This is a genomic window from Nocardia niigatensis NBRC 100131 (genome assembly GCF_000308655.1).
GTDB classification, from domain to species: Bacteria; Actinomycetota; Actinomycetes; order Mycobacteriales; family Mycobacteriaceae; genus Nocardia; species Nocardia niigatensis.
This window is the reverse complement of sequence record NZ_BAGC01000055.1, coordinates 77702-93963: the sequence shown is the minus strand read 5'-3', so window position 1 is coordinate 93963 and position 16262 is coordinate 77702. Positions and strand designations below refer to the sequence as shown.

The 16262-nt window shown below is 69.4% G+C and carries 14 protein-coding genes; 7 read left to right on the top strand and 7 right to left on the bottom strand.

All coding sequences use genetic code 11. From position 1 onward, the window contains the following. The first annotated feature begins 21 nt into the window (after positions 1-21). Together ON33_RS26675 and ON33_RS26670 are read left to right on the top strand one after the other, a co-directional pair. Positions 22-1344: a vWA domain-containing protein gene (locus ON33_RS26675; RefSeq protein ID WP_051152838.1), complete on the top strand. Its 1323-nt coding sequence runs from the start codon at positions 22-24 to the stop codon at positions 1342-1344. Next, a complete protein-coding gene (locus ON33_RS26670; RefSeq protein ID WP_051152837.1) occupies positions 1341-2288 on the top strand; it encodes an ARPP-1 family domain-containing protein in 948 nt (315 codons plus the stop codon). The genes ON33_RS26675 and ON33_RS26670 overlap by 4 nt, the downstream gene beginning before the upstream one ends. A gap of 145 nt (positions 2289-2433) precedes the next feature. Here the strand turns inward: ON33_RS26670 and ON33_RS26665 are convergent, their stop codons facing one another. The 4 genes from ON33_RS26665 to ON33_RS26650 form a co-directional block, all read right to left on the bottom strand. Next, positions 2434-4503, bottom strand: coding sequence for an MMPL family transporter (locus ON33_RS26665; protein ID WP_040861834.1), 2070 nt, complete (start codon positions 4501-4503; stop codon positions 2434-2436). Between the two features lie 2 nt (positions 4504-4505). Further along, positions 4506-4886 carry a nuclear transport factor 2 family protein gene (locus ON33_RS26660; protein WP_040861833.1) on the bottom strand — a complete coding sequence of 127 codons (381 nt, stop codon included), beginning with the start codon at positions 4884-4886 and terminating at the stop codon, positions 4506-4508. Between the two features lie 35 nt (positions 4887-4921). Then, the gene (locus tag ON33_RS38630; RefSeq protein ID WP_169336846.1) at positions 4922-8320 is read right to left on the bottom strand and encodes an AfsR/SARP family transcriptional regulator; all 3399 of its coding nucleotides are present in this window, start codon (positions 8318-8320) and stop codon (positions 4922-4924) included. Positions 8321-8432: 112 nt separating this feature from the next. Continuing rightward, complete coding sequence (locus ON33_RS26650) at positions 8433-8795, bottom strand: hypothetical protein (RefSeq protein ID WP_040861832.1); 363 nt, start codon at positions 8793-8795, stop codon at positions 8433-8435. Between the two features lie 305 nt (positions 8796-9100). On the opposite strand from ON33_RS26650, the gene ON33_RS26645 reads away from it, so the two are divergent. From ON33_RS26645 to ON33_RS26630, 4 genes are all read left to right on the top strand, one after another. Beyond that, the gene (locus ON33_RS26645) at positions 9101-10234 is read left to right on the top strand and encodes an LLM class flavin-dependent oxidoreductase (RefSeq protein WP_040861831.1); all 1134 of its coding nucleotides are present in this window, start codon (positions 9101-9103) and stop codon (positions 10232-10234) included. A gap of 8 nt (positions 10235-10242) precedes the next feature. Continuing rightward, positions 10243-10899 (top strand): FMN reductase, encoded by a 657-nt coding sequence (locus tag ON33_RS26640; RefSeq protein WP_040861830.1) that lies wholly within the window; start codon positions 10243-10245, stop codon positions 10897-10899. 28 nt (positions 10900-10927) lie between these two features. Further along, positions 10928-11890, top strand: a complete 963-nt coding sequence (locus ON33_RS26635; RefSeq protein ID WP_040861829.1) for a DUF5996 family protein — start codon at positions 10928-10930, stop codon at positions 11888-11890. 111 nt (positions 11891-12001) lie between these two features. Further along, positions 12002-13375: a bifunctional lysylphosphatidylglycerol flippase/synthetase MprF gene (locus tag ON33_RS26630; protein WP_040861828.1), complete on the top strand. Its 1374-nt coding sequence runs from the start codon at positions 12002-12004 to the stop codon at positions 13373-13375. Positions 13376-13432: 57 nt separating this feature from the next. Here ON33_RS26630 and ON33_RS26625 read toward each other — a convergent pair whose 3' ends face one another. The 3 genes from ON33_RS26625 to ON33_RS26615 form a co-directional block, all read right to left on the bottom strand. Further along, positions 13433-14185: an alpha/beta fold hydrolase gene (locus ON33_RS26625; protein WP_040861827.1), complete on the bottom strand. Its 753-nt coding sequence runs from the start codon at positions 14183-14185 to the stop codon at positions 13433-13435. A gap of 63 nt (positions 14186-14248) precedes the next feature. After that, positions 14249-14998: an SDR family oxidoreductase gene (locus ON33_RS26620; protein ID WP_040861826.1), complete on the bottom strand. Its 750-nt coding sequence runs from the start codon at positions 14996-14998 to the stop codon at positions 14249-14251. Between the two features lie 76 nt (positions 14999-15074). After that, the gene (locus tag ON33_RS26615) at positions 15075-15455 is read right to left on the bottom strand and encodes an Rv1352/Rv1906c domain-containing protein (protein ID WP_040861825.1); all 381 of its coding nucleotides are present in this window, start codon (positions 15453-15455) and stop codon (positions 15075-15077) included. 186 nt (positions 15456-15641) lie between these two features. Here ON33_RS26615 and ON33_RS26610 point away from each other — a divergent pair, with 186 nt between their 5' ends. Then, complete coding sequence (locus ON33_RS26610; RefSeq protein ID WP_051152834.1) at positions 15642-16199, top strand: sigma-70 family RNA polymerase sigma factor; 558 nt, start codon at positions 15642-15644, stop codon at positions 16197-16199. Positions 16200-16262: the final 63 nt, after the last annotated feature.

Below are 16262 nucleotides of genomic sequence, written 5' to 3'. Positions count from 1 at the left end.
CGGCGCTCCCATACTTCAGGAGTGAACACCGCAGTAATTCTCGACCACCTCCGCACCCACGGCGCTCCCCTGACGCTGTCCCGGGCCGGTGTCGTGACGTGGGACGACGCGGAATTCCACCGGGACGCCTACGCCGCCGATCCCGAGCGCTACCTGCTGCTCGCCCTCGTCCCGGGCGCGCACGACAACCAACGCGCCCGCGCCCTGCTGCAGACTCTGCTCAGCTCGCGCGCCGAGCTGCCCGAGCAGACCCGTGTGATCCTCGACAAAGCCACGCGCGCACTACTTTTCGGGCTGCCGCCCGCGCAGGTTATCACCGTGCTGCTGGCCGCGCGGCGACGTCGCGCCAACCACAAGCACGTCACCCGCGCGATCCTGGCCTTCGTCCTCGACCACCCGGACGCCGAACTGCTCATCGCCGCCCGCCGGCCCGCGCTGGTGGACTGCTTCGAGCACGCGCTCGGCAAGAGCACCGCGCGCGGCTGCCTGCGGCTGATCCGTGCGGGCGAGGTCGATTCGGTCGATATGCATCGAAAGCTTTTGCGATTCAGTGTGAATCCGGCAGGGGCGATCGAGCGCGTGCGTCAGCTGTACGCGCCCGGCACGTATGGCGTGCCCGTGCTCACCGAGCCCGTCGCACCGCTGGAGCCGGTCCGCGAGCGCGAGCCCATCGTCACCGTCACCAACCGCGGCGACATCGCGTCCACCCTGGTGCACCTCTACCGGGGCGGATCCGCCGGTGAACTGCGTTCCGCGCTCACCGGTTACCTCACCGCTGCCACCCGCGGGCTGCCGCGTCTGCTCGGCCGGGTGACCCTGGTGCTGGACACCTCGGAGTCCATGCGCGGCTACGGCGAACGCGAATGGGCGCTGCTCTCGCAGGCCGAGGCCTTGCGACTGGTGCTGGCGGAACTGTGCGCCCAGCTCACCGTCCTCGAGGTCGGCAGCGGGCAGACGACGGCGACAGACCTGGCCACGGGCCTCCTCGACGCGCTCGACAGCACGCGGGGCGCCGTCGAGGGCGAGCCGGACCTGGTGATCATCGTGACCGACGGCTACGAGAACCGCCTCCCCGGCGACCTCGCCCGCGTCGCGGCCACCCTGCCCGCGCTCGGTATCCACACCCCGATCATGGTGTGCCAGGCCATGTTCACCGGCAGCGACGACCGCACCCTGCGTGACCCGGCACCCGCACTGCCGAGCACCGGCTTCTGGCACCAGGACGATTTCGCGGCCCTGCTGCCGTGGCTGTTCGCCCGCACCCCGGCGGGCGCGGACTGGCTCCGCGCCGCCGCCTGCCGTTTCCTCGACCATCAGCCCGAGCTGGAAGGAGTGAGCTCATGACTCGTCTCGACACTCTCGTGCGCGCGCCCGTCGACCTCACCGGGTACCGGCTCGGCACACCGCAGGTCGCGGGCGCGCTCACCATGGTGCCGATCCAGGGGCCCGAGCGGCCCGGCATCGTGCCGCCGCGGTCCGGGCTCGAGCTGAATCGGGTGGTCGGCTACGGCAGCGTGGAGTTGCACAATGGCGCGCCCTCCGGGGTCGCCATCGTGCCGCTGCACATCGGCTACATCCAGGAGGGGGCGCAGAACCACGCGCTGTGCTCGGCGGCGCTCATGGGTGCGGGGGAGACCCGGCTCTTCGACGACGCCTGCTGTGTGCAGGCCGCGCAGGGCGGATATCTCCAGGGTCGTGACCAGTGGTTCTTCGTGCTGCCCCGGGAGCTGCGGGCGCAGGCGCTCGCGCTGCGCGGTAAGCCCGGCTATTCCAAGCTGTGGTCGGACATCTCGGCCGTGAACGGCCGGTACGGGCTGCCGGCGCGCGGACACCTGGAGCAGATCCTCACCCGCAAGCGCGCGGTCCTCACCCAGTTCCGCAGCCGCCTGGAGCTGCTGCCCGGCCAGCTGGGCGCGCTGTTCTTCGTAGGCGAGAAGTTCGCGGGACTGGAGATCGGTCCGGACCCGCGCTACTTCAAGGAGATGTGGATGCCGTTGGTGTGCTTCGCCTATGGCGTCGCCGCCTGGCAGGCCGAGCCGCCGCGCCCGGCGGCCGAGCCGTTCGCGGCCCGCGACCTGGCCGAACTGCGCGCGGAACTGGAACGCAGCCGCGAGCGGCACGCCGACCGGCTCCGCACCTGGATGCCCGTGGACACCGCGATGGACAGCGTCGAGCAGGAGCGCTACCTCGACTTGCGCCTGCACACCCTCACCGGTGCGCAGGTCGCCGGTCAGGTGGTCACCGAGCACGACCGCCCGATCTATGCATCACTCTTCGCGGTCCATTAAACAGGTTGCGCTACAACCGAATACGTAATTGAATAGCAACACGGGAACTGAGCCGGGCACGGCGGGATCCACCTTGATCCCAAATCAAGTAATCGCCTATGGAGCGAACCACGCCCCGCCACCGCGCCGGCCGCCTGTCCCGTCCTCACTCCGGAATGCCCGGTGAGACGAGTTCTCGCCGGGCATTCGGTGTTCGCACGCGGTGCCGTGGCCACCACAGCCGGTCGCCCAGATCCATGGCCAGGGCGGGTACCAGAATCGTGCGCACCACGAAGGTGTCCAGCAGGACGCCGAACGCGACCGCGAAACCGATTTCCGCCGCGAAAACCAAAGGCAGAGTGAGCAGTGCGGCGAAGGTGCCCGCGAGGACCACGCCAGCGGCGGTGATCGTGCCGCCGGTGGTGCGGGCCGCGATCACGGTGGCGGTGACGGTGTCGTGGCGGGCGGTTTCCTCCCGGATCCGGGCCATCAGGAAGATCGAATAGTCGATACCCAGGCTGACCAGGAACACGAAGGTCCACAGCGGGAAGGCCGCGTCCGCGCCGTGGAAATCGAGGAGCCGGTCGAAGGCCACGGCGCTGACGCCCAGCGCGGCCGCCAGCGACAGCACGACCGTCGCCAGGATCACGGCGGGCGCCACGAGGGACCGCAGCAGGATCGCCATGATCACAAAGACGACCGAGAGCACCAGCGGGACAACGAGAGTGCGATCATGCCGCGACGAGTTCACCGTATCGAGGGCCACGGCGCTGCTGCCGCCGACCATGGCGCCGGGCACCGGACGCAGTGCCGAGCGGAGACGCTCGACCGTCGCGAAGGCGGCCTCGCTTCCGGTGGCATCGGATGCGGTCGCCTCGAGGTAGACCAGGCCGTCAGCGGTCGCGGGCCCGGAAACCGTGGCTACACCGGAAACATCGGCGGCCAGGGCGCGCAACCGGTCACCCTCGGCGGCCGGGCCGATGATCTGCATCGGATCGCCGGATCCGCCAGGGAAGTGACGCAGCAGCACCTGTTCGCCGACCACCGCCTCCGGGCGGGTCCGGAACGTGTCCTGAGGCTTCAGACCGGCCGCATGCAGGCCGAACAGGCCCAGAGCGAGGACCGCGAGAGCCGCGGCGGTGAACTGCCAGACGCGGCGCGGGCGGGCAATCGTCAGCCGGGCCAGGGTTCGAGTCCAGCGGCCACCCGACGGTTCCGGATCGCCGAAACGTGGTGCGGCGGGCCAGAATATCCAGCGTCCGCACAGGACCAGCAGGGCCGGATACAGGGTGGTGAGCACCGCGAAGCCGACCAGCACGCCGGTCGCCATCACCGGCCCGAGGCTCTTGGTCGAATTCAGGTCGGCCACCACCAGACAGAGCAGGCTCAGGGCCACCGTGACGGCGCTGGCGGCGATCGCCGGTCCGGCCCGGCGGATCGCGGTGGCCATGGCGGCGTAGCGGTCCTCCCGGCGGCGCAGTTCCTCCCGATATCGGGCGGTGAGCAGCAGCGCGTAATCGGTGCCCGCGCCGAAAACCAGTACGGTGAGCAGAAATTCGGTGTCGCTGTTGACGGTCAGGCCGGCGTGCGCGGCCAGCAGATAGATCAGGGCTTGGGCGACGGTCAAGGCCACCCCGACACAGAGCAGCGGCAGCACCCACAGGACTGGGCTGCGATAGGTGACCAGCAGAATCGCCACCACAATCGCGATGGTCACATAGAGGAGGGTGGAATTCACCCCGGAGAACGCGGCCGCGGAATCGGCTCCGTAACCCGCCGGACCGGAGATGTGCACGCTCATATCCGAATCCGCAGCGATGGCCCGCATCGACCTCACCGTCGGCAAGGTGTCGCTGATTCCTTTGACCCCCACGGTGATCGGGACCACGACCTGGATCGCCTTACCGTCCTCGGACACGATCGGGCCCTCGACCCGACCGTGCACCTTCGGCAGGTCAGCGAATCGGCCGACATCGGCGCCCACCCGATCCCGGTCCGCCGCACTCAGATCCGCGCCACCCCGGTCGTAGACGACGATCGCCGGATACATGTCCGTTTCGGTGAACCTGCCCGCCAGCTCCGAAACCTTCGTCGACTCAGCGCTCTTCGGCAGCCAAGTGGTGGCGTCGTTCCGCTCGGCCGAACCCAGCCTGCCCGCCAGACCGCCGGTGGCGACGAAGGCCACCACCCAGAAAGCGATGGCGGCCCACGCCATTCGACGCAAGAGCTTCCCCATGACTACTCGCCCTCCACCGGCACCGCACGGGTGAGCTGATCGACCTCCGCGATCCGGCCGTCCGCGGCCAGCCGGCCCACCATGCAGACCTCGGTGGCCGTCGGGCCCGTAGTGCGCAGGGTGGCGTACAGCGTGTAGTGGGCGGCGATGGCGTCACCCGACAGCAGCGCGCGATGCACCTCCACCCGCACCGACTCGGCATTCTTGCGCGCGGGGCGGGCGTGGGCGACCAGGGCGTGCCGGTTCAGGCGGAAGCCGTCGTTGCGGTAGTCGATGTCGGGTGTGAACCAGCGGTCGACCAGGACGGCGGGGTCGTCGGCGCCGAACGCCATCTCATGGGGATAGGTGGTGAGGTACTCGTTCAGATCGGATTCGTTTCGCATGCGGCCCACCGTGCGGGTGCACGCTCACAGCGGGCTCACATCCCGCTCATACGGCCGTCCGGCAGGCGGTCACGTGCCGCCGACAGGCATGTTTCGATCGCGGTCACGGCTTCGGTACGGGGGAGCGCCCGGCCACGCTCGTACGCCGCCGACGCCTCCGCGCCGAGCGCTGTCGCCAATTCCGTTCGGAGCGCCACGATGTCGGGATACCCGGCATCGGGTGCGCCGCGCAGGACATGGCCGGCTCCCAGGGATTCGGCTGCCGCCGCGGGCAACCCCGCGGCCAGGCAGGCCCGCGCCACACCGACGCTCACCTCGGCCGCCATCGGCATGTCCCGGATGATCACGGCATTCGCCCACGCGTCGGCACAGTGCGCGACCGCCGCCTCGATCCGGCCCTCGGCCGCCCGCAACAACCCCATGCGCAACCCGAACATGGCCCGATACGACCGGTCCTCGGTCATTACCCGATTCAGATCGGCCTCCACGATGCGCAACTGCCGCGCCGACTCTGGTAGATCGCCGTCGAACCGTGCGATATCCGCCGCCAGGAACCGCGCCATCACCGTGTCCCGCGCCGAGAGCGACTCGGCGAGCACGGTGGTCAGATCCGTGCGTGCCGCCTCCACCGCACCGGAGTGCAAGCGAATCATGACCAGCCAGATGCGCAGCGCGACAGTGCTACCCAACTCCCCGGCCGCCGCCAGGGCGGCGGACATGGCGTCGATCGCCCCACCGAAATCCCCGAGCGTTGCCCGGGTGAACGCCAGATACGTCAGCGCTGTCGACCGCCCCCACCGCTCCCCGGCCTCCTCGAAACACCCGGCCGCGGTTCGCAAATCCGCATCCAGCCCGGCCACCCCGGACTCATTGGCGCGCAGGAACGACCGCACCAGCCAGAACATCCCGCGCGTCCACGCGTCCCTGTGCTCCAGCCAGGGCCCCACCACTGCGAGCCCGGACTCGACCCGCTCGGACGCCAATTCCACCAGTGCCCAAGCTAATTCGGCAGATCCATCTCCGCCCGGGTCCATCCTGTTTCCCGGCCCAGCTTGGTGACCATCCGGCGCCGCGCCATTGTCGTCCCCGCCCTGCCGAGTCTCGACAGTGCTACCGGGGGCGACCAGGTTGCCGAATCCTGGCACTGCGGATCCAGTCGCGAAATCGCGGTGTTCCAAGGTTTTTTCGCGATCGAGGGCCGCGCCGGACCGGTCTGTGCCGATCCAGCGGCGGATGTCGTCGGTGGCGGCGCTGAGTTCCGCCGCCTGGGCGGCCAGCATGGAATGCAGGGCGAACGCGGCCGCGAGCGGTGGATACGGCCGGTTCGTGGGCAGGCGCAGGATCGGCCGTAGTAGGTGGACGGCATCGGTGTGCGCGCCGTGCAGGGCCCAGTACATGCCGAGTGCGGAACCGAGGCGCGCGGCGGTGTGGGCGTCGCCGAGATCGTGCGAGAAGCGCAGAGCCGCAACCAGATTGTCGCGCTCGACGTCGAGCAGGTGCAGCCAGGTGAGCTGATCACCGCCACGGAGACGCGGTTGTGCCCGCTCCGCCAGTGCCAGGTGATAGGCAGTATGGGCGGCCCGGGTGACATCGAGCTCGGCACGGGCCGTGAGCTTTTCGAGGCCGTACTCACGGACCGACTCGAGGATTCGGTAGCGCGGCTGCGGTGCGCCGGGATCCGCCGGATCGGGACCCTCGTCGAGCAGTTGCACCAGCGACCTGTCCAGGAGGGCCTCCAGCTCGGCGGCGGCCACGCCCAGCGACTCCGCCGCGGGCGGCGTGAACGGCGCGGTGAAGACCGTCAGGCGTGCGAGGGCGGTACGTTCGGCCTCACCGAGAAGATCCCAGTCCCAATCCAATACGGCTCGCAGGGTCCGGTGTCGGGGGAGCGCCGTGCGGCTGCCGCCCGTCAACACAGCGAATCTGTCGTCCAGGCGAGCTCGCAGCGTGGACAACGGGATGACGCGCAGCTTGGCGGCGGCCAACTCCAGCGCCAAGGGCAGGCCGTCGAGCTGACGGCAGATCTCCGCGACCATCTCGATGTTCGGGCCGGACACCACGAGGTGGGAGCGCACCGCCGCGGCCCGGTCGAGGAACAACCGCACGGCCGGATAGCCTTCGACATCCGGTGTCTGTGGCGGCGGAACCGCCAGAGGCGTGGTCTCCCACAGTGTTTCCCCGGTGATCCCCAGTGATTGGCGGCTCGTCGCGAGGATCCGCAGCTCGGGTACGCGGCCGAGCAGTTCCGCGGCGAGTTCCGCCACGCCGTCGACGAGATGCTCACAATTGTCGAGCACCAGCAGCGTCGGCGCGGTCGGCAGCGCATCCGCCACCAGCCCGACGGGATCTGCCCCCGACGCCTCGGGCCCGCGCGACATCACCACCCCCAGGCTCGTCGCCACCGCCTGCGGCACATCCGAAACATCGGTGACCGCAGCCAGTTCCGCCACGCCCACCCCGCCTGGGAACCGTCCACCCAGCTTCGCGGCGACAGCCACCGCCAGCCGGGTCTTCCCGGCTCCGCCCGGTCCCACCAGCGTTACCAGCCGGGCCTGCCCGACTCGTGCCGCCACCTCGACCAGCTCCCGCTCCCGCCCCACGAAACTCGTCAGCGGCGCCCGCAGCCGCACCATCGAAACTCTGGGTGAAGCGGACCCCGCCGATTCGGTTCCGGGGCGCGGGGCGCCGCGGCGGGCCGGGAGTTCGCCCCGGAGAAGTCCGAGGTGCAGGTCGGACAGGTCGGGGCCGGGGTCGGTGCCCAGCTCGGTGGACAGCCGGGTGCGGTAGTGGTCGAAGACGGTGAGGGCCTCGGCGGTGCGGCCGGCGTCGTGGAGGGCGCGAATGTGCGCCAGGCGCAGGCGTTCCCGGAGGGGAGCGGCGGCGATGAGCCGCTCCAGTTCGGTGATCAGCAGCGGATCGCCCGGGCGAAGGTCCAATTCGGCGGCGACGGCCGCTTCCTCGGCGGTGACGCGGAGTTCCTCGAGCCGGGCGGCGGCCGCCGCGGCGAAGGGCAGATCGGTGACATCCACCAGCGCGGGACCGCGCCACAGCGAGAGTCCCTCGCGCAGTTGGTGGATCGCGTGGTCGAGATCGCCACGTCGCAGGCTCAGTAGGCCGCCGCGCGCGAGCCGCTCGAAGCGGTTGGCGTCCAGGGCTGCCTCCGCGACCTCCAACCGGTACCCGCCGGCGCCCGACCTGATCGCCGCCTCGCCCGGCAGGGTGCGGCGCAGCCGGGAAACCAGTTCCTGCAGTGCGTGTCCGGGCCGCTTCGGGGTGCGCTCCGGCCAGACCGCCTCCACCAGCGCGCCCACGCTCACCGTGCGATCGGCGTCCAGGGCGAGGCGAATCAGCAGTCCGCGCAGCCGCGTTCCGGTGACCGGCACCGGCCGACCGCCGGCCGTCACGTCGAGCGGCCCCAGAATCGAGATGCGCACACCGCGAGTCTGGCACGTCACCGCACCGGCCTCCCGCATCCGCTCGACCCCCCGAGCGGCCCGGGCGCACCGTGCTGGACGACGGTTTCGCCGGTACTCCTTGATTACGGTGTCAGTGCACCGTGTACAGCACGCGCGCTCGCTGACGCGAGTCGTCCTCGGTGCAGGCGGTGGCCAGGGCCCGGCGGCGACTGGTGCGGACCGCAGCGCTGAAGAGCTGATATTCCGCGGAGGGCACACAGACCTCGCGGTAGGGATGTCGTTGGCCGACCCGGCGCTGCGGGCCCGGGATGACCACGCCGCGACGGGGATCGGGGCCTGTCTCCTGAGCGCGCACCCACGTCTTCATGATGGTCGAATCGATACTGGGCAGGTATTCCACCGCACGATCCCATTCCAGGCCCTCCACCTGCATCGGATCGGCGACCGCGGTGACGACAACGGCGTATGCCGTCCCGACGGTGTTGTCCGCCATTGGATCTACCCCCTGTCCATGCTCGAGATCTCCGGCGTTGCGCGGGGAATGTTCAGGATACGTCGAAAGATCTTGCACTACTGAGTCTTTCGGTGTACCCGCAAGTATTTTGCGGATACGCCACAGTCCACGGTAGACCGAATCGGCCAGGTATCGCCGGAATTCCGGCGTTGTGGCGCGGGTTGCCCTGCGGATGCGGTAGTGGCGCGAATCACCCCTCGATCGAGCCTCGGAATAGGTCTGGTAGCCCTTATGTTCAAGTGGTTGCCATATCCACCAAAATGGCAGCGACCCGAGGAGGACCCGTGCAGTTCGGAATTTTCAGCGTCGGTGACGTGACCATGGACCCCACCACCGGCCGCACCCCGACCGAGGCCGAGCGCATCCAGGCCATGGTCCGCATCGCCCTCGAGGCCGAAAAGGTCGGCCTCGACGTCTTCGCGACCGGGGAGCACCACAACCCGCCCTTCGTGCCGTCCTCGCCGACCACCATGCTCGGCTATATCGCGGCTCGGACCCAGAACCTGGTGCTGTCCACCTCGACCACGCTGATCACCACCAACGACCCGGTCAAGATCGCCGAGGACTTCGCCATGCTGCAGCACCTGGCCGGCGGCCGGGTCGACCTCATGATGGGCCGCGGCAATACCGGACCCGTCTACCCGTGGTTCGGCAAGGACATCCGCGATGGCATCCCGCTCGCGGTCGAGAACTACCACCTGCTGCGCCGCCTGTGGCGCGAACAGCGCGTGGACTGGGAAGGCAAGTTCCGCACCCCGCTGCAGGGCTTCACCGCCACCCCCGCACCACTCGACGGCACCCCGCCGTTCGTGTGGCACGGCTCCATCCGCTCGCCCGAAATCGCCGAGCAGGCCGCCTATTACGGTGACGGCTTCTTCCACAACAACATCTTCTGGGACCAGCAGCACACCAGGCAGATGGTGACCCTGTACCGCCGTCGCTTCGAGCACTACGGGCACGGCGCGGCCGAACAGGCCATCGTCGGACTCGGCGGCCAGGTCTTCATGGCCGACACCGAGGCCGAGGCCAAGCGGATCTTCCGGCCCTACTTCGACAACGCGCCCGTCTACGGGCACGGCCCGTCGATGGAGGACTTCACCGAACTGACCCCGCTCACCGTCGGCACCCCCGAACAGGTCATCGAGCGCACCCTGGGCTTCGCCGACAATGTCGGCGACTACCAGCGGCAGCTGTTCCTCATGGACCACGCCGGCCTCCCGCTGGACATGGTGCTGGAGCAGATCGACATCCTCGGCAAGGAGGTCGTCCCGGTGCTGCGCAAGGAGTTCGAGGCCCGCCGCCCCGCCGGGGTGCCCAGCGATCCGCCCACCCACGCGTCCCTCGTCGCCGCCGGCCCGGACGCCCCGCACCACCTGGTCGAGCCCGCCCGCGAGCGCGTGCTCGCCGAAAAGAACTGAGGACGAGCATGAGTCGCAAACTCGTAGTGCTGACCGCCGGGCTCTCGCAGCCCTCCTCCACCCGGCTGCTCGCCGACCAGCTCGCCGCCGCGGTCACCGCGGCGGTGGGCGGGCGCGGGGAGGACCTCGAGGTCGAAATCATCGAACTGCGGGAACTGGCAAGCGATCTCGTCACCACCATGACCACCGGTGGGCTGCCCACGCCCGCGGTGGCCGCGGCCCGGCAGCAGGTCTCCGACGCAGACGGCATCATCGCGGTGACACCGGTGTTCACGGCGAGCTACAGCGGCCTGTTCAAGATGTTCATCGACGCCCTCGACACCGACGCGCTCAATGGCATGCCGGTCCTGATCGCCGCCACCGCGGGCACCGCCCGGCATTCGCTGGTGCTCGACTACGCCATGCGCCCGCTGTTCACCTATCTGCGGTCCGTGGTGGTGCCGACCGGAGTCTTCGCCGCCACCGAGGATTTCGGCTCCACCGGCCTGGCCGAGCGCATCCATCGCGCGGCCTCCGAACTGGCCCAGCTGGTGATCGCCGAACCCACCGGGGTGCGGGGCTTCCTGCAGGATGAGCCGGTCCGTCACCGCAGCTCCGGCAACCGCGTCGGCGCCGTGCGCCCGTTCGCTGAACTGCTGGCCGGGCACGCCGGAGACGGACGATAGCGATTCGGCGGCTGGGTAGCATGAGCGGATGGCCGAGGAAATACTGCCCGCCATCCCGCTCGACTCGTGGCGGCCCACCAAGGAGACCCTGCACCGCTACGCCCAGATCATCGGGAAGGTGGCGCTGGCCAAAGGCATCAGACGCAACCACTGGTGGCACATGACCTACCGGCTGACCGCCCGCGGCTGGACCACCGTCCCGCTCGGCGCCGCCACCGAGGGCCCGGTCTTCACCTGCGCCTTCGACTTCTTCGACCACGTGCTGCGGGTCTGCAACGACCGCGGCACCGAGGAGGAGATCCCCCTCGGTGGTCAATCGGTGGCGAGTTTCTACCTCGAGGCCATGAACGCGCTCAGCAATCTCGGCGTCGACGTGGTCCTGGCCCACCCCACCCCCTTCGACCTGCCCGACCACGGCCGGCCCTTCGACCAGGACGAGGAACACCACACCTACGACCCGGCCGCCGCCCAGCGGGCCTTCCACGTGCACAGCCAGGTCGGGCGCATCCTGGAGCACTTCAGCGCCACCTACTCGGGCAAGATCAGCCCCGTCCAGCTGTTCTGGCACACTTTCGACCTGGCCGTGCAACGCTTCTCCGACCGCAAGGTCCCGATGCCCGACACTGTCGACCCCGTCACACGCGAGGCGTATTCACGCGAGGTGATCAGCGCCGGATTCTGGTTCGGCGACGACAAGACCCCGGCCCCGACCTTCTACTCCTACACCGCGCCCGAACCCGCCGGACTCAGCGACCGGCCGCTCCGGCCGGCCGCAGCCCGCTGGGTGGCGTCCGGGTCCGGCCACAACGCCTACCTGCCCTATGACGACGTCCGCGTCAGCGCCGACCCGGTCGGCACGGCCCTGGACTTCTTCCAATCCCAATACGAGGCCGGATCGAGTCTCGCGGGCTGGGACGCCGTCGGTCTGGCCTGCGACAATGGCATTACCGATCCCGTGCTCACCTCGCCACGGCTGGGGTGGCCGGAATAACCGGGTGCCTCTGATCGTCTCTCAGTCTTAGTGTGTCGATGTGGGAGACGCGGGAGGTCACCATGGGGACAGGGCCCGTGAGGCTTTCGCGTGTGGAGAAAAGGGGTCCAGATGCGTGAGGAACGCATACCGAATCCGACGCTGACGGCGTACCGGGAAACCACCTTCACCGCCGGCCCCAGCACCCGTGTCGGCCTGATGGGCGCGCTGGTCCTGGGCAGCGTCATTCTGGTCTGGGCGGCCGAGCGCGCCTCCCGCGAGGGCAACGACCACGGCTGGTTCGTGGCGGTGTCCTTGGCCGGGCTGTTCGTGGCCCGCGGGCTCTATCTGCGCCGGCCCATCACCCTGCCGCACCTCACCTACGCGGCGATGACACTGGTGATCTCGAACTTCAGCTACCGGACCGAGCACCCGGTGATCGGCTTCTTCTTCCTCGCGGCCAGCGGCGCCATCCTGGTTCTGCCGCAGGGCAGCAAGCCGCAACCCGAACAGCTGCCCCGGGTCGCCGAACTGGTGCGGCGCAGCCAGCGGGATCCGCTGGCGCCGTTCGCACTCCACTCGTCCAAGACCTACTTCTTCAACGACACCGGTTCCGCCGCCCTCGCCTACCGGGCCCGGTTCGGAATCGCCGTCGTCTCCGGCGATCCCCTCGGCGACGCCGACCGGTTCCCCGAATTGCTCACCGAATTCTCCCTTTTCGCGGGCAGCCACGGCTGGCGCATCGCGGTGCTGGGCGCGAGCCCGGAGGTGTCCGCGATGTGGCAGCGGCGAGCGGTCGACCACCGCGGGCTGCGTGCCATTGCCGTCGGCCGGGACGTGGTCATCGACGTCGACCACTTCGACATGGTCGGCCGCAAGTACCGCAACCTGCGGCAGGCGGTGAGCCGCACCAAGAACTTCGGCGTCACCACCGAGATCCTGCCCGAGGTCGCGCTCACCGAACCCCAGCGCGAGACCCTGCTGTCCATCGTCGACGAGTGGGGTCACGGGCGGCAGACCCGCGGCTTCTCCATGATCCTCGACCACCTGCTCGACGGCCGGCACCCGGGCATGCTCGTGGTGATCGCCCGCGACGCCGACGGCCAGGTGGTGGGATTCCAGCGCTACGGCTCCGCCGGCAACGGCCAGGACCTCAGCCTGGACGTGCCGTGGCGGCGGCGCGACGCACCCAACGGGCTCGACGAGCGCATGATCGTGGACCTGGTGGCGTACGGGCGCGAACACGGGATCAAGCGAATCTCGCTGGCCTTCGCGGCGTTTCCGGAGATCTTCGCCGACAAGCACCGGTCGCGGACCATGCAGACGGTGTATCTCGCGGTGCGACTGGGCGATCCGCTCATCCGGTTGGAATCGCTGTACCGATTCCTGCGCAAGTTCAACGCCTTCGGCGATCAGCGCTACGTGCTGATCCGCTGGCGCGAGGTACTGATCGCGGCGCTGGCCCTGCTCACCCTCGAGTTCGTCCCGCACCGCAAGCAGTACTAGACAACTCTCCCAACTCTCAGGGGCAAGCCCCTGAGAACCTCCACGTGAGCGTGACTCTCACTTCAGGAAGTCGACCAACGCTGCCGAGAAGGCGGGGTTGGCGACCGCGGCGAGATGATCACCGGGGACCACGACGCACTTCGCAGCGGGCAGGGCGGCGGCGAGACGTTCGGGTTCGGCCGCGAACGGATCGCTGTCGCCCGCCAGCACCAGGGTGGGAATCGTGATGCCGGACAGGGATTCGATCGGGGCAGCGTTCACTCCGGCGGCGACGGCGGCAATGGCCTCCCGGTCCGCGCCCAGCGCGTCGGCCAGGATGCGGAACATGCGGGCCAGCGGGGGCGCCTCGGAGCCGTCGCCGGTCATGGCGGCGGTGATGTCAGAGGCATTGATGACGCGCCAATCGATTCCGCCGCAGTCCACCACGCCGCTGCCGATACCGCCGATGGCCAGCCGCTCCACCCGCTCGTCGGCGCCCGCCACCAGCAGCGAGATGATCGCGCCCATCGAATAGCCCGCCACCGCAACGCGATCCAGTCCGAGCTCGTCGAGCAGCGCGCGCATGTCGTCGGCCATGGCCTGCCACGAGTAGCGGGCCGGGTCGTGCGGCTTCTCGGAACGACCGTGGCCGCGCGCGTCCAGCGAGATGACGTGGTGGCCCGCCCGCTGCAGCGCCGAGACCACGCCCACGCTCATCCAATTGGCATTGGTGTCGCCCACGATTCCGTGCTGCAGCACCACCGGAACGCCCTCGCCCTCCCACACGCGGTAGTTGAGCTCCAAGCCGTCCCAGGTGGTGAACTTCGTCATGGCCGCGATGCTATCCGTGGGATTCGATCATGCGAAAGCGTTCGGCGCCGATTGCCTCTCGGGCTAGCCCATGCGCGCCATGACCGCCCGCGGCAGCAGTGGCATCACCGCTCCGAGGACCCGCCAGGGCCATTCGGGCACCGAGGCGCGCACCGCCTCCCGCTCGATGGCGGCGACCATGGAGTTCACGCCCTTCTCCAGCGGCGCAACCAGTTTCGCGTCCCCGGCCTTGGCCGCCATGTCGGTGGCGATGAAACCCGGCTGCAGCGTGGTGACCCTGATCGGGGTGCCGCGCAACTCGATGGCCAGCCCCTCGCCCAGCGCGGACACGCCCGCCTTGCTGGCCGCGTAGGCCGCCTTCTTGCCCGGCAGCCCGCGCACCGCGCTCATGGACGAGACGAGCACCAGGTGCCCGGCGTTCTGCTCGCGGAAGATACTCATGGCCGCCTCGGCCTGGGCCAGCGCGCTGACGAAGTTCGTGGTGGCGGTGGCGAGATTGGCGTCGGCGCGGCCGGTGCCGATGCGGGCGCCCTTGCCGATCCCGGCATTGACGATGATCCGGTCCAGCCCGCCGAGTTCGGCCCGCAGCTCGTCGAAGACTTTCGGGATGGCCGCGTGATCGTCGACGTCCAGCGCGCGCACCGCGACCGTGATCGCCGGGTTCGCGGCCAGCAGCTCGGCGCGCAGCTCCTCGAGGTTCGAGACCCGCCGCGCGCACAGGGCCAGATCCCGTCCCCGCCGCGCGAATTCGCGGGCCATGCCCGCACCCAATCCGGAGCTGGCGCCGGTGATGAGAGTCTTCCGCCTGGTCATGCGGCCACCCTAGCCGTGCCGCGCACCCGCAAGGGGGTCTCGGGCACGGTCCCGAGACCCCGCCGCCGAGCGGTGACTAGCCGAACGAACCCGTACTGGGCTGTGCGGGTTGCAGATGCCAGGCCCCGCAGTTCTCGGTCGAGAAGCCCACATCGGTCGCCTTGATCTCCACCGTGATCGGCTTGGTCCGGGTGAAGTCGCTGGCGATGATGTAGTAGTTCGGGTCCGGGTAATCGTCGGCCTGCTGGATTTTCCACAGCCGTCGCCAGAAGCACGTGCCGGCGCCCGGATCCGGCGTCCCGTCGCCGATATAGGTGCCCGGCTTGATATCCACATTGACCAAATACGTCCCGTCCGCCGTGATATCGGTGGCCGGTTCGGCGGCCGCAATTCCGGATGCGGCCATTGTCAGCGCGGAAGCGAATGCTCCCGCGGCCACGAGCGCGCCTGCACGCACGGTGTTCCTCCCTGAGCAGCTCACTGCACCGCACGGTTCCCGGCGTGCGGTGTTCGGGAGAGATCCCCGCATCTCCCGGGGGAGGGTCTATCAGAAAACCCGGTCTGTTTCGCGGAAATCGGGCGTTTTCGGGAAATACACAAACGCGAGCGATGCCCTTTCGGCTCCCGCAACGATATTCAAGACATGGGAAGCCTTCACCCGGTCAGCGCCGGATGCACCGTCCATTGCGCCCGGCTGTGCACCGACGCGGGACTGGCGGCCGTGCTGGCCGCCGACCGCGGCCTGCTGCACTGGCGGGCCGTGAGTCGCCTCGGAGACCCGGGCCTGGCCGAACACGCCGTGCAGGAGACGCTGCTGCGGGCGTGGCGTGCCTGCGCCAGCTACGATCCGGCCCGGGGCAGCGTCCGTACCTGGCTGCTCACCATCGAACGCAATGTGCTCATCGACACCGCCCGCTTCCGGGCCGCCCGGCCCGGGGACGCCAGCTGGGACGAACTCGGGGAGCAGGCCGAGAATCGGTGCGCCCGGCCCGACTTCACCGAGGCGCTGACCGACGGTCTGCTGGTCGCTGACCTGCTGGCGCAGCTGCCGCCGCCGCAGCGCGACGCGGTCGTGCAGGTGATCCTGTGCGATCGTGCCTACCAGGATGTGGCCGCCGACCTGGGCGTCCCGGTCGGCACCGTCAAGACCCGAGTGCATTACGCCCTACGCTCCCTGCGCCGATTGCCGATCAGCGCCTGACCCGAAGCAGGTGAACCCACGGACCCCTCCGCACGTCGAACAAGCAGCGGCCGATCCACACCG